Origin of the sequence: Nocardia colli (assembly GCF_008704205.1) — a bacterium.
GTDB classification, from domain to species: Bacteria; Actinomycetota; Actinomycetes; order Mycobacteriales; family Mycobacteriaceae; genus Nocardia; species Nocardia colli.
Genome location: NZ_VXLC01000015.1, coordinates 307,338 through 326,355 on the forward strand (window position 1 = coordinate 307,338; position 19,018 = coordinate 326,355).

9 protein-coding genes are annotated in these 19,018 nt (G+C 67.0%); 7 read left to right on the top strand and 2 right to left on the bottom strand.

What is annotated here, in order from left to right; all coding sequences use genetic code 11:
* Nucleotides 1-329: 329 nt before the first annotated feature.
* From F3087_RS28485 to F3087_RS28505, 5 genes are all read left to right on the top strand, one after another.
* The gene (locus tag F3087_RS28485) at nucleotides 330-1,454 is read left to right on the top strand and encodes a winged helix DNA-binding domain-containing protein (protein ID WP_223885411.1); all 1,125 of its coding nucleotides are present in this window, start codon (nucleotides 330-332) and stop codon (nucleotides 1,452-1,454) included.
* Nucleotides 1,455-1,458: 4 nt separating this feature from the next.
* A complete protein-coding gene (locus F3087_RS28490; RefSeq protein ID WP_150405132.1) occupies nucleotides 1,459-1,863 on the top strand; it encodes a PaaI family thioesterase in 405 nt (134 codons plus the stop codon).
* A gap of 324 nt (nucleotides 1,864-2,187) precedes the next feature.
* Nucleotides 2,188-5,796 (top strand): condensation domain-containing protein, encoded by a 3,609-nt coding sequence (locus F3087_RS28495; RefSeq protein WP_150405133.1) that lies wholly within the window; start codon nucleotides 2,188-2,190, stop codon nucleotides 5,794-5,796.
* On the top strand, nucleotides 5,796-7,358 hold the full coding sequence (locus F3087_RS28500) for an amino acid adenylation domain-containing protein (protein WP_223885434.1): 1,563 nt from the start codon (nucleotides 5,796-5,798) through the stop codon (nucleotides 7,356-7,358). The genes F3087_RS28495 and F3087_RS28500 overlap by 1 nt, the downstream gene beginning before the upstream one ends.
* A gap of 64 nt (nucleotides 7,359-7,422) precedes the next feature.
* Nucleotides 7,423-10,104, top strand: coding sequence for a class I SAM-dependent methyltransferase (locus tag F3087_RS28505; protein ID WP_150405135.1), 2,682 nt, complete (start codon nucleotides 7,423-7,425; stop codon nucleotides 10,102-10,104).
* A gap of 263 nt (nucleotides 10,105-10,367) precedes the next feature.
* Here the strand turns inward: F3087_RS28505 and F3087_RS28510 are convergent, their stop codons facing one another.
* Together F3087_RS28510 and F3087_RS28515 are read right to left on the bottom strand one after the other, a co-directional pair.
* A complete protein-coding gene (locus F3087_RS28510; RefSeq protein ID WP_150405136.1) occupies nucleotides 10,368-11,594 on the bottom strand; it encodes a cytochrome P450 in 1,227 nt (408 codons plus the stop codon).
* A gap of 167 nt (nucleotides 11,595-11,761) precedes the next feature.
* Nucleotides 11,762-15,052 (bottom strand): condensation domain-containing protein, encoded by a 3,291-nt coding sequence (locus F3087_RS28515; protein ID WP_191094177.1) that lies wholly within the window; start codon nucleotides 15,050-15,052, stop codon nucleotides 11,762-11,764.
* 184 nt (nucleotides 15,053-15,236) lie between these two features.
* On the opposite strand from F3087_RS28515, the gene F3087_RS28520 reads away from it, so the two are divergent.
* On the top strand, nucleotides 15,237-18,224 hold the full coding sequence (locus tag F3087_RS28520; RefSeq protein WP_150405138.1) for an AMP-binding protein: 2,988 nt from the start codon (nucleotides 15,237-15,239) through the stop codon (nucleotides 18,222-18,224).
* Nucleotides 18,224-18,979, top strand: coding sequence for a thioesterase II family protein (locus tag F3087_RS28525; RefSeq protein WP_150405336.1), 756 nt, complete (start codon nucleotides 18,224-18,226; stop codon nucleotides 18,977-18,979). Before F3087_RS28520 ends, F3087_RS28525 begins: the two co-directional genes overlap by 1 nt.
* The last annotated feature ends 39 nt before the right edge of the window (nucleotides 18,980-19,018 follow it).

The following is a 19,018-nucleotide window of genomic DNA, read 5'->3' on the forward strand; positions in this document are numbered from 1 at the left end:
TCCGTGCAGGGTTCGTGGACCGAAGGGGTGCGCTCGACAATCGGGGCAGTGCACCGTCACGAGTCTCGAGCGCCGCATCGTCAGTGCGGCGAGCCGACGAGTCATCCCGAGATACGGTGAATAGTTTGTTGTTTCTGTCGGACTTCCCCCAAACACTGGCACAGTCTCGGTGATGTCTCCAGCGACACTGTACTCGACATACGAGACGTGAGCTAGCGTACCGACCGGGCGAGATGCGCCGGTCATGCGCGAAATATGCGGCCGGACAGGGGCACCCAGAGGCTACAGGCCGGGTGTAGTGTGAGGTGCTATTCAGTAGAGGAGGCTGCGTGAAGGTCAGTTGGGCGCAGGTTTCCGCGTGGCGGATGCGACGGCAATACCTCGATCCGCGCGGCATCGGAACGGCTCGCGAGATCGTCGGCAGATTGTGCGGTGTGCAGGTTCAGGTGTGGAGCGCCGCCGAGTTGGCCGTCGCGTTGCGGCAGTCGGCGCCCGATCGGGACAGCGTCAACCGGGACGTCGCCGCGCTCGCGTTGATGAAGACCTGGGCGATGCGGGGGACCCTCCATCTGCTGCCGCCGAGCACGGCGAGCGCGTATCTGACGCTGATGGAGGCCAACGGTTCCTGGCGAAAACCCGCTTGGCAGCGAGCTTCCGGCGTCACGCCGCACCACATCGACGACCTGACCGACAAGGTGGCCGACCTGCTCGACGGCACCGTACTCACCCGCGATCAGTTGGTCCGGGAACTGGTGTCGGACAAGCGATTCGCCGGGATGGAGTCCAGGCTTCGATCGGGGTGGGGGCAGGTATTGAAGCCGCTCGCGTGGCGCGGTGTGCTCTGCCACGGTCCGAATCAGGGCAACAAGGTGACCTTCACGCTGCCGGCCAGTCAGTACCCGGACTGGGCGAAAGCGCCGGAGCTGGACGCGGCGGCGGACACCGTGATCAGGGCGTATCTGGGTGCGTACGGTCCCAGCACGCCTGAGGTATTCGACCGTTGGTTGTCGCTGAACAGTACAAGCAAGCCGAGGCTGCGAAAGTGGTTCGCGGACCTGGGCGATGCGCTGACCGAGGTCGACGTCGAGGGCCGCAAGGCGCTGATTCTGACCGAACACGCGGCCGAACTCGCCGACACCGCCGAATGCTCGGGTATTCGCCTGCTCGGTGGCTTCGACCAGTACATTCTCGGCCCCGGCACCAAGGACGACGTGATTCTCCCGCAGGTGCATCGCGCCGCGGTGAGCCGCACGTCCGGGTGGATATCGCCGATTGTCGTGGTGGACGGCCGGATCGGCGGCGTGTGGGAGGTGGTCGGCCACGAGGTGGTCGTGACCCCGTTCCCCGGCGGCGCGGACCTGCCGCGTACAGAACTCGAGCGGGAAGCGGCGCATGTCGCGCGCGCGGGTGGACTGAGTCGGCTGACGGTACGGGTCGATCGAGCGGCGGGATGAGCAAATGACCGGAACAACAAGCAAAGTCGAGCAGAGTCTCGGACCCTACGTCGAGCACTTGGGCCTGCAATTCGAGCAGGTCAGCCCGGATCGGGTGATCGCGGGCTGGTCGGTGCGCGGCGACCTGCTACAGCCGCACGGCATCCTGCACGGCGGTGTGCACTGTGCGGTGGTGGAGTCGGTGGCGAGCGTGGCCGCCGACTGCTGGCTCGGCGATCGCGGCATGGTGGTGGGCGTCAGCAACGCCACCGACTTCTTCCTGCCCGCCACCGCGGCCAACGGCAGGCTGACCTCGACCGCGCTGCCGGTGCATCGCGGTGCGACGCACCAGGTTTGGGTGGTGGAGACGGTGGACGCGGTCGGCAGTCTGGTCGCCCGTGGACAGGTCCGGCTACAGAATCTGCGCTGAGCCGCCGAGTGGCTGCGCCGGGCGTCCAGCGGGTTCGGGGCGCCCGGCAACGCCATGCCCAGTCGGCGGAAGTAGTCAGTCACAGACCGAATACAACACTGCGAACAGGCAACACTTCACCGGGTGCGCACCGGCCTTGACGCACATGACCTGGTGTGACATAAATGTCGTATCTTCGATGAGTATGTCGAGTAGTCATTGAAGACTAGAGAGTCGGCAGGTTTCGACCCTGTGGACTCGTCCCGAGCCGGGCGACTGATTCCGGCCTGCGCGTTCAGCACCGTCTTGTCGACGGAGACCGCGACGATAGGAGACGGGGACAGCATGCACAGTCCGATCGCGAACATGGATGTCGCGGACAAACGCCGGCTGCTCGCGGAAATGCTGGCCGGTGCCGAGCGAAAATCGGCCGGGCGCACGGGTCCGGTGTCCTTCGCGCAGCGGCGGTTGTGGATTCTGGACAGCCTGGTTCCCGGTAGCTGCGCCTACAACGTTCCCGTGGTGCTGCGGACGAGCACGCCGCCCGACCCGGTGGCGTTCGCGCGTGCGCTGGAAGTGGTGATCGACCGGCACGAGGTGCTGCGGACCGTGTTCGTCAGCCGGGACGGCGTTCCGGTCCAGCGAGTCGGCCCGAGCTTTCGACCGGCGATCGATGTTCACGATGTCAGTGCCGAACCCGATCCGGCTGCTGCCGCAGACCAATTGGTGCGGACCTCGATCCGGCGTCCGTTCGACCTGGCGACCGGGCCGATGCTGCGCGTTCTCCTGGTCCGGGTCGCGCCGGATGAGCATCTGATCGCGCTGACCGTGCATCACATCGTCTGCGACGGCTGGTCGATCGTGACGTTGTTCCGCGAGCTCGACGGGCTCTACGCGCAGATGCGCGGCGGCGCTCCCGTGCCACTGGCGAAACTCCAACACCAGTACATCGATTACGCGGTGTGGCAGCGGACGCGGCTGTCGGGACCGCGACTGACCGAGCTGAACGATTATTGGCGGGGGTGCCTCGACGGCGCACCCGGCCTGCTGCAACTGCCGCACGACGCGCCGCGCCCCGCGCACCAGCGTGCCAACGGCGGAGTCCACGAATTCACGTATGCCCGCCAATTACGCGAGGACCTACTGACTTTCGCTGCCAAGGCGAAGACCACGCCGTCGGTGGTGGTGCTGGCCTGCTTCAACGCGCTGTTGCAGCGGTTCTGCGCCCAGGACGACATCGTGGTCGGCGTTGCCACGGCCGGCCAGACGCACAGCGCGTTGCAGGGCATGATCGGATTCTTCGTCAACACGCTGGTCATGCGCATGGACATGACCGGACAGCCCAGCCTCGCCGAGGCCATCCGGCGCGGGCACGACCGCACGCTGGACATGTTCGCGCATCAGGACATGCCGTTCGAGAAGCTGGTGATCGAGCTCCAGCCGGACCGCAATCCGACCGTGACGCCGATCTTCCAGGTGTTGTTCAACTTCCAGACCGCGTCCAACGACCGGGTGCGGCTGCCGAATCTGGACGCCGATCTGGTGCCGTTCGACACCGGGATCGTCCGGTTCGACCTGGAATTCAATGTGTTCGTCGCCGAGGAGGAGATGGGCGGCAGCTGGCTGTACAACCGGGAGCTGCTCAACGCGGCGGCGGTGGCGCGGATGGCCACGCTGCTCGAACGCATGATCGCGGCGGCGATCGCGCGGCCGGAGGTGCCGCTGTCCGCGCTCGACCTGTTCGATTCGGCGGATCTGGCGGAGTTCGATCGGGTCGGCGGAGCGGTAGCGGCGAGTGTGCCTGTCGCTGTGCCGAATCCGGGTGAGCCGGTGGTTCGGGTGGGGCCGCACATCGTGTTCGCGGATGGCCAGCCGATCTCCGCGTCGAACGACGCGGCGACCGGAGCATATCGCTGGTTGGTCGACGACCTGATTCCGCAGTGGCGCAACGGGATCGATGCGGCCGCGCGTCGGGCGGTGGATCGTCGGCGGGCGCGGTTCCCGCTGCCGCCGCGTGGTGTCGTGTTGTTCGCGGCCGCGCCTGCCGCGATCGAGTTCGACGAAGCTGTCTGGGCGCTGGAGGCTGGTGCGCAGCTGGCGTTGGTCGACGTGCGCGCCGGACTGCTGGACGCCGTGCTGGACGCGCTCGCGACGGAAGACGTCGATACCTTGTGCATCGCACCGGGTCTGCTGAGTCAGGTGATGGATGCCGTTGAGCGGAAGGAGCTTTCGCCGCGCATCCGCAGGGCGCTCAGTACGCACGAGCCGCTCGGTGTCGAGCTGGAGGCGCGTTGTCTGCACCTGCTGCCGGATACCGAGTTCTGGACTGGGTACCGGGTTCCCGGGATCGGTGACATCGCGTCGCGCCGTTGCCTCGATGATCGGCCGCTCTGCCGGGACATCGCCGGCACGGTCGCCCCGGGCCTCGCGGTGCGGATCCGGGATGCCGATGGGCATCTGCTTCCGATCGGCGCCCCCGGCCGAGTGTGGGTGAGCGATTCCGCGGACAGTGAAGTAGCGACCGGTGACCTCGGACGATTCCGCGAGGACGGGCAGTTGGAACTGCTGGGACCGGAAGCGGCGCAGGTACTTCTGCGGCAGGTCCGGGTGTCGCTGGGCGAGGTGGAATCGCCACTGACCGCGCATCGGTCGGTGAGCGACGCGCGGGTCCTCTCGGTCGCCGACTCCGCCGGTGCATCGCGGTTCGTCGCGTATCTCGCGACTTCGCCAGGGACGCAGCCGGATCGGGCAGAGCTGCGCGATGACGTACGGGCACACGCGCAACGTCTGGTGCCCGGTCCGTTGGTGCCCAAGTCGTATGTCTTCCTCGACGCGCTGCCGCTGACCGCAAGGGGCACCGTCGATTCGGTAGCACTGCGCGAGATCCCCTGGGACGACAGCGAAGTCGAACGCGTCGCGCCGCGCAATGACACCGAGCGGCTGCTCGTCGACATCTGGCGCTCGGTGCTGGAGCTCGACCATGTCGGCATCCACGACAACTTCTTCCTGCTCGGCGGGCATTCGCTGCTGGCGATCCAGCTGATGAGCAGGCTGCGGCAGGCGACCCGAATCGACCTGCCGGTCAGCGTGCTGTTCCGGCATCGGACGGTGGCCGATCTGGCGGCGCGGGTGATCAGCATGTCCGGCGAGGCCGGGGCGCTGGGCAATCTGGTCGAGATCCAGGCCGGGTTCGAGCCGGTGCCGGTGGTCGCCGTGCATCCGGCCAGCGGAGGTGTATTCCCCTATGTCGCTTTGGCTACCGCGCTGAGCAATCGCACGGTGTACGCGTTCGAGGGGCGTGATCCGGGGCCCTCGGTGACCGCGTTGGCGGAGCGGTATCTCGATCAGTTGCCCGAAGACGTGCTGAGTGGGCCGTTCGCGTTGGTCGGCTGGTCGCTCGGCGGTGTGGTGGCGTTCGAGATGGCGCGCATCCACGCGCAGCGGGGTGGGCGCGAAGTGCCGCTGACGCTGATCGATTCCGCGTTGTTCGAGGTCGATGCTGCCGCGCCCGATGCGGAGGCGCGCCTCGCCGAGGGCTATTTGCACAGTGTCAGTGCGGATTTCGGCGTCGAGCTGCCGTCGTTGTCCGGACTCGATCGATTGTCGCCGCGGCGCGTGTTCGCGGATCTGCTGGAACGGTGGGGTTCTGCCGCACCCGAGGTGCTGGATCTGGAGGAGATGATGCGCCAGTTCTCCGTGTACCGCTCGCACATGCTCAACGTGGCGGTGTACCGGCCGCCGGGGCAGTACGCCGGGCCGGTGCACTTGTTGCCCGCGACGCAGTCGCCGCCGGGGATGGCGGCGATATGGCGGGAGTTCGCGCCGGAGCTCGTGGTTCGGGAGATCGACGGTGACCACTACAGCGTCATGCGCAATCCGGGGCTCGGCGCGGTGGTGACGGAGATCGAACAGCAGTTGAAAGGTCTCGACGCCGAGCGGGGGTTCCTCCGGTGATGCACAGCGAAATCCTCTCGGGCACAGTGGTTGGCGGGATCGGCGCCGCCGTGGCGGACTATCCGGACAACCCGGCGGTCGTGGACGATGCGCAGAGTCTGTCGTATTCGGAGTTGTGGCGGGAATCGGCGCGGATCGCGCATGGGCTGCGGGCCCGGGGAGTCGGTGCCGGTCAGGTCGTCGCGCTGGCGGCGGAGCGGTCCGCGAGCCTGCTGGTCGGGCTGGTCGGGATTCTGCGGGCGGGTGCGGCGGTGCTGCCGCTCGATGTCACGTATCCGCAGGCCAGATTGCGGATGATGGTGGACGACAGTGGTGCGGCCGTGGTCGTCGGGCATGCGCACACCGTCGCGCCGTTCGTCTCGGATGGACGTGAAGCATTCGTCATACCAAAGGTTTTCGAGGGTGGGAATGATCTGCCCACCGACCCGCTCGTCGAGCCCGATCCGGCGAACGGGTGTTGCCTGCTCTATACGTCCGGGTCGACCGGGCGGCCCAAGGGCATGCTCATGCCGCATTCCGGGCTGGCCAATCTGGTGCGCTGGCAGGCGAGCGCGTCGGTGTCCGGCCCGGGGAGCCGGACGCTGCAATACGGGGCGATCTCGTTCGATGTCGCGATGCAGGAGATATTCGCGACCCTGATCTCCGGCGGGACGTTGGTCTGCATCGACGACACCACGCGGCGCAATCCGGTACTGACCTGGGACCTGATCATCCGGGCGGAGATCAATCGAATATTCATGCCCTACGTCGGGTTGCAGTCGCTGGTGATGGTGGCCGACGAGGTCGACCTGGACGCGGTGCGGCTGCGCGAGATCATTCCGGCGGGGGAGCAGTTGCAGTGCACGAACGCGCTTCGGGCGCTGCTGAAGAAGCTGCCGGAGTGCCGGTTGTTCCAGCAGTACGGTCCATCCGAGGCGCACACCGTCATCAATCATCCGCTCGCCGACGATCCGGACGAATGGCCGCCGCTGCCGCCGATCGGTATTCCGATTCCGGGAAATCGGGCATATGTGCTGGACGATGCCGGCCACGAATTGGCACCCGGCGAGATCGGCGAGCTCTACATCGCCGGTGCGCAATTGTCGTTCGGCTATTGGCGGCAGCCCGGGCTGACCGCGGCGCGGTTTCTGCCCGCGCCCGACGGTGTCGGCGAACGGATGTACCGGACCGGGGATTTGGCCCGCCGCCGGGAGGACGGGACCATCGATCATTTGGGGCGCGCGGACAGCCAGGTGAAAATCCGGGGATTCCGGGTGGAGCTCGGCGAGGTCGAATCCGCGCTCAGCAATTACCCGGAGGTCAATGCGTGCGGCGTGACGCCGGCCGGTAGCGAGGGCATCGATCTGATTCTGGTGGCGTTTGTCGTCGCCGACACCGGGATCGATACCTCGGCGATCCGGGAAAGCCTGCGTGCCACGTTGCCCCAGCACATGGTGCCCGCCGTGCTGCACGTCGTGGACGCGCTGCCGCAGGTGCCGAGCGGCAAATTGGACCGGCGCCGGCTTCGGCTGCTGGCCGAAACCAGCATGACGGCAGGGGATTCGGACCGCGTTCGTGCCTGACCGATCCTGCCCGGCGGGTCTGCCATTCCATCTGCTCGAACCATGAACTCGAGGCGACGACACCATGACTGTGCAAGAATCGCAGACCATCGATTTCCGCAGTGCCATGCGGCGCAAATGCTTTCTGTACGACGATGGCGTTGTCCTCTCGGTCACGTTGCGCGCGCTCGGCCAATTGGGTTTACTGACAACGGATTCCGGCGGTGAGCGGTCGCTGCAGAAGCTGCTGCCGGATTTGACGCCGAGTGGGTTCGGATATCTTCGAGTGGCGTTGCGGTCGCTGGTCGCGCAGGGGTGGTTGCGCGAAGCTGCCGATCTGGACCCGATGTCGGTGTTTCTGAATTGGACGAGAGCCGGGCGAGCGGTTGCCGATGCGCCTGAGGCTTACCTACGGGTGGGGCGGTTTCTGGCGTCGTTCGACGATCCCGCGCCGGCGTCCTGGGCCGTGCCGTGGCGCGGTGAGCTCGTCGCGGAGTACGAGGCGCTGATCGGGTCATTGGAGATCTGGCGGCGCGAGTTCGTGCTCGAGGCGGCGCATTCTCCGGTTCATTTCGAAGGGGCGATGATCGTCCCGACGGTGCTGCATCTGCAGGCGTCGGGGGCGTTGGCGGACGAGGGGCCGGTGTTGCCGGCCAACCGATTCGGGCGCGCGGCCTTGCGGCTCTTGCAGACGTCCGGGTATGTCGATGCCGATGCGAGCTGGACCGGCGTCGGACGTGAGTTGTGTGCGTTCGCCACGCATTTCGGGATGGTGGGATCGTATCTGCCGATGTTCGCTCGACTACCGGAGTTGTATCGGGGCGAACTGGTGGTGACGACCGAGTTCGGAGTGCCCGAGTGGCACGTCAATCGGGAGTTGAACGTGGTGGCGAGTGGGCATGCGCATCGCCGCTACTACGCGGATGCCGACCGGATCTTCGTCGAGATCTTCGATCGGACACCGGTATCCAGTCAACCTGCGTTCATTGCCGACATGGGTTGTGGTGACGGTACGTGGCTTGCGCGGCTGTATCACCTCATCCGGGAATCGACGCTGCGCGGGCGTTGCTTGGACACCGATCCGCTGCTGATGGTCGGCATCGATGTCAACGAGGCGGCGTTGGACTGCGCTCGGGAGACGTTGCGTGAGGCCGGGGTTCCGGCGCTGCTGCTGGCCGGGGACATCAGCGATCCGGACGGGGTGCGGATCCAGCTGGAGGAGGTCGGTGTCGCTGTCGAGGACGGGCTGCATATCCGGAGCTTCATCGATCACAATCGGGAGTTCCGGGGTACGGGATCTACCGTGCCGAGTGGACCGTCGAGTGGTGCGTCCGTCGATTCGGCCGGACACGCGCTGTCCGACCGTGCGATCGAGGACGATCTGACCGTCCATCTTCGGCGGTGGCGCAACAACATTCGCAAACACGGGATGGTGGTGCTGGAGGCGCATTCCGTGCCGCCACAGGTCGTGCGGCGGCATATCGGGTCCCTGCACAGCATCGCGTTCGATGCCTACCACGGATACTCGCACCAGTTGCTGGTCGACCACGCCGCCTACACGCGGTGCTGCCGCGAAGCGGGGCTGGAGTCGATCGCGTACCTGGAGCAGAGGTATCCGGCTCGGAGGCCGTTCGTGGCAATCAGCTTGAATCGCTTGGCCGTACGCCCCGAGGGGGATCCGTCGTTCGCGGCCGCCGCCTCGCCGGAGCGGCACGACACCTGGCGGCCGGACGACTCGGTCGATCTCACCGATGGCGAGGGGCTGCATCGACTGCTGTTCGATGGTGGTGATATTCACCAGCCGCGCGGGTGGTGTGCGGCGGCCACGGGGGTGGTCGTCAAGGACGTTCTGCTGGAGATAGATCGCCGAACCCGCACTGCCACACCGGGTGAGGTCATCCGGGTGATGGACTACGGCGCGGGCACCGGGCTGGCCGCCATCGAGCTGATCAAAGCCTGCCGCGATATCGAGCTCGAAGAACGGCTGGCTCGGGTGGGTGCCGGGTTCGAGATCCACTTGGTGGATATACCTTCCGGCTGGTTCGCCAAGGGCTACGAACTGCTCAAGGGCAGCCCGTGGACTCGCTTCCACTCGATGCAGGCGCGGGACAAGACGTTTCGCGAGTTGCGGGACGTCACCGAGGGTCGGGCGATGGATATCGTCATGGCCAACATGGTGTTCCACCTGATCCCTGCCCGGGCGTTCACCCACGTAGCCGCCAACCTGGCAGAGGTGCTGGCACCGGGCGGCCGATTGGTCTGGAGCACACCGGATCTCGGACCGGCCGCCGAATCCTCGGTGCTCTTCCACGACCCCAACCGCCTCGCCCGGCAACACTGGATGCAGCTGATCGCCGAAGCAGACTCCTTCTGCGTCGACGGACTACCCGCCGCAGTGCGCACCGCAGCTGCGGTCGCCGCCCGCCTCTCCGAAGAGGAACGAATCCAGGCCTTCGGCCGCTCCGATCGCCGCATCCTCCCCACCGCGAACGACCGCTTCGCCGTAGAAGCCGCCCTCACCCCACATTTCCTGGGCGCCATGCAGGTTCGATCATTCGAAATGTCCGAACCCGAATTCATCGACGCCGTCCTCGTCCCCTCCAACCAACGCGAATACTTCCCCGAGGTAGCCGACGACCACCTCCGCGAACGAGTCCTCCGCCACCTCCTCCTCACCGACGTCCTCCCCACCCTCACCCGCGGCCCCGCCGGCACCGGCCGCGGCCTCAACGTCGAATGGACCTTCGGCGACTTCTACCGCCGCTGAGACAGCACCAGGGTCGTTCCCGCGGCCACCAGTATTCGAGCGTCCACACGTAATCCCACGGCTCGCTGCTCCGTGGGTCGCCGCCGCGCGTCGGCAGCCGACCGGAACTGAGTTGGATTCTGCCCTGACCGGACTCGACGGTACCGGGATCGCCGTGTTGGTCATCTCAGCGAGAATGCCGGTGTCGCCCGACTAAGGGCAACACCGGCATGGATCCGACGCGCAATTGGCGAGAGTACGTCAACTCTCCGCAGAGAAAAGCGTTACGCCGGTTGGCCGTTCGGCGTATCGAAGCGGACTTTGAGGCTGTCGAAGAGGATGTGGCGGCCGTTGTCGAAGTGGATGGGGGGTGCTTCGGTTAGGTGGAAGGTGGGGTGGCGGGCTATTTCCGACAGCACTGCCTTGAACTCCATGCGGGCGAAGTGTTCGCCGAGGCAACGGTGGATGCCGTGGCCGTAGGTCAAGTGGTGGTGGGAGTTGCCGCGGTTCAGCGAGAAGGTTTCGGGGTCCGGGAACTCTTCGGGGTCGCGGTTGGCGGCGTCGAAGAGGAGGACGACGCGGGCGCCGGCGGGGATGGTGACGCCGCTGACGACTACCTCGCGGGTGGTGACGCGGGTGAATCGGTCGGTGGGGCACCAGCGGCGCAGGACCTCGTCGCCGATGGTCGGCATGAGTTCGGGCTCGCGCTTCAGGCGCTGCTGGAGCTCTGGGTCGCCGGCCAGCCACCAGAGGATGCGGTTCACGGTGTTCATCGTGTTGGCATGTCCGGCAACGCAATACGACACGATGATGGAGTAGAGCAGGTCGTCGGAGACCGGTTCGCCGTCGAGGGTCGCGTTCACCAGCCAGGACAGGTAGTAGTCGCCGGGGTTCTCCCTGGCCCGCTTGATCTCGCCGGCGAGGATGGGCTGGTAGTGCATCCAGAAGCTGGTCGCGTCGGTCTCTTCGCCGAGGTAGCGCCACATCGTGCTGGTCATGGCGCGGATCTCGTGCTGCACCTCGACGGACAACCCGATGGCCAGCCCCAGCGCGCCGATGGCGTAGGGCTGCACCAGTTCGGCGACGAAGTCGCCATGGCCGCGTTCGACGATCGGTGCGATCAGCTCGGCCGCGAGCGCGCACACCGAGGCTTCCAGGTCGTGGATCGCCTGCTTCTTCAACGGCGGCGCCATCAGATTGCGGATCTTGGCCTGCACCGGCAGGTCGAAATCGATGGGGGAGAACGGCGGCATCCCTGCGGCGCGCGGAAAATGCACGCCCGCAGCGGAACTGAACGTCTCGTGGTCGCGCAGGGCGGCCTTGACGTCCGCATAGCCGGACAGGATCCACATGCCGCCGTGCGCGGACGAATAGGCGACCGGGGTGCGTTCGCGGATCGTGCGGTTGACGATCTCGGCCAGCTCCGGGGTGTACTCGGGATCGAGCCAGTTGAATGTCGTCGTGAGCCGATCGACGACGGCTTGTTTGGCGGGTTGCTCTGTCGCAGTCACGTTTCCTCCGAACCTCGGTGAGCCGCACCTATGACCCGGGCATCGGGGGAGGCACCGCGAGATCGCAGTCTATGGGCGCCGAGTGTTGAGTGTTATTGAACCAGAATGCCACAGGCAGAGGCAACAGTGCAGTGTTCTCGAAAGTGTATACATTGTGGGCGAATACCTCATTCGAGGACCAAGTCCGCGATGGGCGTGTGTGGGCCCGCTGCCGCGGCGGCGAGGATCCGCAGGACCTGGTCTATCTGCTGGTGACCGGACGCGTGATCCCACAGATCGGTGTTCAATTCGAGCATCGCGGACAAGCCGGACGGGCGCAGGAGACCGTGGAAGGCCATGTCGTATCGGGCGGTGCCGTGCGTGAGGAATCGGTAGTCGCAGTCGACACCGGCGGCGAACTGGGCCGGGATCCAGGACTCCAGCTGTAGCTCGCAGGTGACCTGGTAGACCGGATGCTTTCCGGTCACCCGAGGGCGCTGGAGGAGCTGCACGATGTCGGCGAACGGGGCCTGCTGGTGTTCGTAAGCACGCAATACGGCCGCGCGGACGCGCTGGACCAGCTCATCGAAGCGAGGGTTGCCGGACAGATCAAGGCGCAGCGGGACCACGTTGAGGAAGCAGCCGATCAGCTGTTCCGCGCCGCGTTGGGTGCGGTTGGCCGTCGGGATGCCGATCAAGATGTCGTGTTGGCCGCTGAGTATCTGCAACTGAACCGCCACCGCGGCGCAGAAGACGGCGAACGGGGTCGTCTTCCCGGCTGCTGCCAGTTCGCGTACGGCGGCAGCGCCGTCGACCGAGGTCGGCCGCTCCAGGAACTCGCCCCGGAACCTGGCCTTGTCGCCGCGCGGGCGATCGGTGGGTATCCGCAGCTCCGGTGCGCCGGCCAGTTCGCGGACCCAGAATCGGCGCAGCCGTTCGCCTTCGGGGCCGTTCAACATCTGCTGCTCTTCTTGGGCAAGGGTGCCGAAGTCGACCTCGTGCCGGGGCAGTGTCGGCGGGTGACCGGCAGCTCTGGCCTGGTATGCGGTGCTCAGTTCGCGCATCAGCAGGGTCATCGACACCTCGTCCATAACCAGATGGTGGAACAGCAGCTGTGCCTGGTGACGATGTGCGTCGAGCCGGATGATCCGGGCGCGCAGCAGGGGATAGGCGGTGATGTCGAAACCGGTGAACGCGATGTCCTGTTCGAGGCGCTTCAGCTCGGCCTCGCGTTCGGTCTCGTCCAGCTTTGCCAGGTCCAGGACGGGGACGTCGATGCCGGTGTGCGGGTGGATCCGTTGCACCGGAAGGCCTTCCACCTCCACGAACGTGCCGCGCAGGCCGGGCTGGTGCGCGACGACATCGTTCACTGCCTGGGCGAACGCGTCCGGTTGCAATGGTCCGGACAGGTCCAGGACCAAGGGGATGGTGTGGGTGAGGGAACCCGGGTCGGCCTGTTCGGCCAGCCAGAGTTGACGCTGGCCGGAGAGCAGCGGCACGTCGACGAGGGTGTCGGGCCAGCTCGGTACAGGCGCAGAATGCTCCGAATCGTTCGGCAGGTCAGGGATCAGACTGTCCGGCAGCTCGCCCAACTCGGAGACGAGCTGAAGCATCTTGTCCAGCTCCGGATTCGCGGTGCGCAGGTGGGTGGTCAGTTCGGCGGGCGTGGGATTCTCGAACAGCGTCCGCACCCGGACCGGCACGCCGAGAGTCTCCTGCATCTCGGCGGTCAGGCGGGTGGCCAGCATCGAATGTCCGCCGCAGGCGAAGAAGTCGTCGTCCGGTTGAAGGCCGGGTTGTTCGAGGGCCTGTATCCAGAGTTCGGTCACGAGTTCCAGCAGACAGTCCGAGGTTGGCGCAGTTAGGGTTTCGACCACGGCGGGCTCGGCGGAAGCGGTGTCGGGCAGTCCGGCAACGATTTCCAACCTGCCCTGCGCGTCGCGCCGAGCGGTAAGCCCGGTGGGGGATCCATCGAGCAGCAGCGCCGACGGCTGATGCACCGACCGCGCCGAATCCAGTTGCAGGCCCTCGGTTCCGGTCAGCACCGGCCACCAGTCCGCACCGCGGGAACGATCCACCGACAACATGATCGGCGTCCCGTCGGACAGTTCAACCCGGACCTGCTCAGTGCTGATCGGCGCAAGCGGTGCCGGAACCGGTTCGGTCAAAACCAGCTCGGACATGCGCAATTCGGGCCGCTCGAGCCATTGACGCAGCACGGTCGCGTAGTCCCGCACCAACGCGTCGATGCCGTCCGGCGTGTAGAGATCGCCGTCGTACTCCAGCCATAGCCTGACTTCGTCACCGGCGAACTCGATTTCGACGACCGTGTCGAACCGTCCGCGTTCGCGTTCGACGTCGAGCACCTGCACCGGGTGCCCGCCGAGCAGCAACTCGCCGACCGCGTCCACCGGCGGCAGGAACAGGTGCTGGATCAGCGTGGTCCGGTCGGTCGGGCGGGGCGCGCCGATGGCGCGCACGATCCGGTTGAACGGCAACCGAGCGTGCTCGATCGCGGCCGCCACGGTGTCCGAACAGCGCGTCGTCGCGTCGGCCAGCGTGAGATCACCGCCGAGGTCGAGGCGCAGCGGGACGGTGTTCGACATCTGCCCGACCAGCGTTTTCAGCTGCGGGACAGCGCGATTGGCGGCGAGCGCGCCGAGAATGAGGTCCGGGTGACCGGTGGAGCGGGCGATCGTCGCCGCCCAGCCGGCCAGGCACAGCGCGTACGGCGAGCAGCGCAGCGTGCGTGCGGTGCTGCGAAGCGCGAGGCCGGCGACTCCGGGCAGGACGAAGGGCGTGCGTCGGCCTACGCCGCGTTTGATGCGGCGGCGCGGCCGGTCCGGCCGCAGGTCCAGACTGGTCGGCGCATCGCGCAGAGTCTCCTGCCACCAAGCGGTGTCGGCAGCTTCGAGGGCGGGGAACAGGGTGTCGCGTTCCCACCGGACGAAGTCGCTGTATTGCAGTTCCGGTGCCGGCACCGGAGACGGGTCTCCGGCCAGCGCGGCGTCGTAGTCCGCGCTGAGCTCGCCGAGCAGTAGCCGAACCGCGGTGGCGTCCAGGAACAGGTGATGCAGCGCCACCACAAGGACATCTCCGCCATTCGGCCCGCCGCCGCGCAACAGCAGGAACGCGATGGCGCCCCCGGCCGCGGGATCGATTCCGGTACCGGCGAATCGAGTCAGTTCCTGATCGCGGAGCTGAACGAGATCCACGCCGGAGCCGACGGGCAGCGTGATCTCGGTGATCGGCAGTGGCTCCGGCACCGGTAGCACAACCTGTTTCGGCTGCCCACCCTCTGCTCGCACTGCGCTGCGCAGGATCTCGTGCCGGGTCAGCATCGCCCGGACCGCGCTGCGCAGGGCATTCGGGTCCAGCGTGTCCGGCACGGCGAGTCCGACGCACTCGGTCAGCGGGGCCTGCTCGGCGGCCGAACCGTCCGGGAACCAGAAGTGTTCTTGAATTGCCGCGAGAGGCATAGAGTTTTCGTAGTCTCTCATACAGACACCTTATCCGTTATGCAGCCATTGAGCAGGAGTTCTTGCCTTGCTGCACCAGTCAACACTCACGTGACTTCCCGGCAAAGAGACTGTACGGTGATGCGTGGTGTGTTGAGAAAAATCGACATCTCACACCGACTTCCCCGCAGAGGAGTCATAGGGCATGACCTCATCACTGAATCGTCGACCGGCTGTCCAGGAGACGGGCACGGATTCGACCCTGGTCTCCCGGATCGAAGACTTCGCCCGCACCACGCCATCGGCGCCGGCCGTCCGGCACGGCGATCGGGAACTGACCTACGCGGAGCTGAACCAGCAGTCGGACGAACTCGCCCGGCGGCTGGTCGAATTGGGCGTGGTGCGCGGTGACATCGTCGCCATGTACCTGGGCCGCTCGATCGAGTGGGTGGTCGGCATGCTCGGCTGCCTGAAGGCCGGTGCGGTCTGCATGCCGCTCGATCCGGCCGCGCCGGCCGAACGGTTCAGCCGCGCGATCGACGCCGCCCGCCCGGTCGTCGTGATCGGCGCGGCCAACGGTCATCCCATACCTGCCGGGTCGGATGGATTGCCCGCAGTGCTCCTCGACGCCGAGGTTCCCGCGCCGGACGACGTCTTCGACCTGCCCAGGGCACCGCGTCGGGCGGAACTCGCGTATGCCATGTTCACCTCGGGCTCCTCGGGTGTGGCGAAAATCGTGCTGGCCCAGCACTCTTGGATCGCCCTGAGCGCCGATCGGAGCGCCGCGATCAACGCGACCACCGGTGCCGACCGCGGCTCGTGGCTCGGCGCGGCCGGTGCCGGCATCGCGTTGCACGAGGTCAGCGGATTGCTCTGGCGGGGCGCGCACATCGTGATCGGCGAGCACGACGTGTACGCCAACCCGCGGGCGTTGCAAGACTGGCTGCTCGCCGAGCGGATCACGCAGTGCTTCGTGGTCGCGCCGGTCGGTGAGGTGTTGCAGAGCCTGCCGTGGCCGCGCGACTGCGCGCTGCGGCTGCTGACCTGCGGCGGCGAACGGTTACATCGTTGGGGGCCGGCGGATCTGCCGTTCGAGGTGGCGGTCTCCTACGGCTGCCTGGAGGCGTTCCAGGTCGCCCACTCCTGCTATCCGTGGGAGCAACGGCACACCGCCGCAACAGCCACCGCCGCGGACCGCGAATTGCCGCCGACTGTCGGCCGCCCGATCGAGGGCGTCACCGTGCATCTGCTGGAGGACGACGGGCTGACCCCCGTCGGGGACAGCATCGGCGAGGTGTGGATCGACTCGGACTGCCTGAGTCTGGGTTATCTCGGGGACCCGGCGCAGACCGCGGATCGTTTCCGCCCCAATCCCTTCGGCGCCGCAGGCAGCCGGATCTACCGCTCCGGCGACGCGGGCCGGCTCCGGCCGGACGGCATCCTCGAACACCACGGCCGGATCGACGACATCGTCAAGATCCGCGGCAATCGAGTCGAACTCGGCGACGTCGAGTGGGCGCTCGGCCGCCACTCGGCCGTGCGCCGGGTCGCGGTGGTCACCGCGGTGGACGGCGACCAGGTTCGCCTCGTCGCCTGCTTCGTCGCCGAACGCGATGTCGCGCCTTTGGAATTGCGCAACTACGCGCTGGAGCGCCTGCCGGATTGGATGGTTCCGGTCGCCTATGTGCAGATGAACGCGTTGCCGCAGAACACCTCCAATAAGATCGATCGACGGCAGCTGCCGCCCGCCGACTGGGCCCGCTGGCGGCCGGCGAGCACTTGGCGCGCTCCGGCACCCGGCACGGAAACCGTTCTGGCCCGGCTGTTTTCCTACGTGTTGCGGCTGAACCGCGTCGGCGCGGACGACCACTTCGTCGAACTCGGCGGCGACTCATTGCAATTGGCCGAGCTGCAAGGCCGCATCGAGCAGGAATTCGGCCGCCGGATCGAGCTGGCGGATCTCCAGGTCGCCGGCACGGTCAGCGGCCTGGCCACGCTCCTCGGCACCGCCCCGGATATCGGCGGTCTGCCCCCGCTGGGCCGGGTCGAGCTGCGTTCGAACACCAACGGGATGCGCACGAGCACAACGATTCCCGGACCCACGAGGGAGGCTGGCATGACCGCGGACACGGGGACGATCAGTGAGGGACTGGCCACCGCCGTCCCGGCTGCGGAACGAACCGGCGAAGCGTCCGCACCGCCCACCCTGCTCATCGACTTGGCCACCGGAATGTGGCGTACGCACACGCTGACCGCCGCGATCGAGATCGGGCTGTTCGAAGCCCTGGCCCCGAGCCCGGCGACAGCGCTGGAACTGGCTGCCCGGCTCGGCATCAACGAGCGCCCGGCGGAGATCCTGCTGACCGCCTGCGCCGCGCTCGGCCTGTTGGAGCAACAGGACGGCCGCTACCGCAACACGCCCGTGGCCGAGCAGTACCTGGTGCCCGGCCGGCGCGACTACTTCGGCGACTACGTGCAGATGGTCGCCAAACACACTGCGCCGGGCTGGAATCGGGCCGCCGAGGCGGTGCGCACGGACGCGCCCAGCCGGCCGGTGGTCGACCCGAACCGGACCATCTTCGAAGAGGGCAACACCCCGAGCTACTTCTGGGGCGCGCTCTGGGCCTACTCCACGCTCACGGCCCGCGAGCTGGCCAAGGCGATGGATCTGTCCGGCGTGCGCCGAATCATGGACGTCGGCGGCGGATCCGGCGCCACCCTGATCGAATTGTGCAGGCAGCACCCGCATCTCAGCGGCACCGTGCTGGATCTCCCGCACGTGTGCGCCATCGCGCAGCAGCGGATCGACACGGCCGGCCTGTCCGATCGGCTCGGCACCACGGCCGCCAACTTCTTCACCGATCGGCTGCCGACCGGGCATGACGCCGTGCTGCTGTCGATGATCATGCACGACTGGGACGAGGAGCGGAACCGCAAGATCCTCGCCGCCTGCCTGGACGCGCTGCCCTCCGGCGGCCTCGTGGTGATCAGCGAACTGCTGGTGGACGACGACAAGTCCGGCCCGGCGGACGCGGCGCTGATGAGCATGAACATGCTGGTCGGCTGCCTGGGACGCAACTACACCGCGGCCGAATACGGTGCGTGGCTGCGCGATGCGGGCTGTGTGCGGGTGCGTACGGTCCGGTTCGACTCGCCCGGCGCCAACGGTGTGGTGATCGGGGAGAAGGCGTGATGGAACGGCAACAGCGTCGCTGGTTCCTGCGCGAACCCTCGCCCGAGTCCCGAATGTTGCTGCTGTGCATGCCGTATTCGGGTTGCGGCGCATCGATGTATCGGGCCTGGCCCACGACCATCGGCGCGGCCGAGGTGGTTCCGCTGCAACTGCCGGGACGCGAAAACCGGATCAAGGAACCATATTTCGACACCTATCAAGAGGTGGCCGCGGCCCTCCTGGACGACGTCGGCGAGCTGATCACGGCTCGTCCGTACGCGCTGTTCGGGCACTGCGGTGGCGCGCTGCCCGCGTTCGAGCTGGTGATCCAGATCGCGGAACGCGGTCTGCCCGCGCCGGATCGGTACTTCGTGTCCAGTCAGGTCGCGCCGCAAGACGGTCCGTGGGGCCGTTTCCTCGGCCTGGACGAGCAGGGGCTGCGCGACGAGATCGCCGGGCTGCTCACCGCGATGGGCGCGCCCGAATCCGCCGGTGAGCTGGTCGATCTGTTCATCGATGTGATGGAGGCCGACCTGGAGGCGAACAAGAAGTATTGGCGCCCAGCAGGTTCGGTGCCCTGCCCGATCACCGCGCTGGGCTGGAGCGAGGACGTGGAGGTGCCGCACACCCTGATGGGCGGCTGGCCGGAATGGGCGGAGACCGAGAAGGAGATCCTGCCCGGCACGCACTACAGCTTTCTGAACGCGCCGCCGGAACTGCTCGCGGTGCTGGCGCAGCGGCTCGCTGTCGGATCGGCGGCGGAACCGGCCGGCTGAACGTAGTGAGCGGTTCATAGAGACTATTTCGCGGTCTAT

Coding starts and splice junctions, on each gene's coding strand:
- F3087_RS28505 (WP_150405135.1), top strand. CDS start 7,423: ATGACTGTGCAAGAATCGCAGACCATCGATTTCCGCAGTGCCATGCGG.
- F3087_RS28520 (WP_150405138.1), top strand. CDS start 15,237: ATGACCTCATCACTGAATCGTCGACCGGCTGTCCAGGAGACGGGCACG.
- F3087_RS28495 (WP_150405133.1), top strand. CDS start 2,188: ATGCACAGTCCGATCGCGAACATGGATGTCGCGGACAAACGCCGGCTG.
- F3087_RS28525 (WP_150405336.1), top strand. CDS start 18,224: ATGGAACGGCAACAGCGTCGCTGGTTCCTGCGCGAACCCTCGCCCGAG.
- F3087_RS28500 (WP_223885434.1), top strand. CDS start 5,796: ATGCACAGCGAAATCCTCTCGGGCACAGTGGTTGGCGGGATCGGCGCC.
- F3087_RS28490 (WP_150405132.1), top strand. CDS start 1,459: ATGACCGGAACAACAAGCAAAGTCGAGCAGAGTCTCGGACCCTACGTC.
- F3087_RS28515 (WP_191094177.1), bottom strand. CDS start 15,052: ATGCCTCTCGCGGCAATTCAAGAACACTTCTGGTTCCCGGACGGTTCG.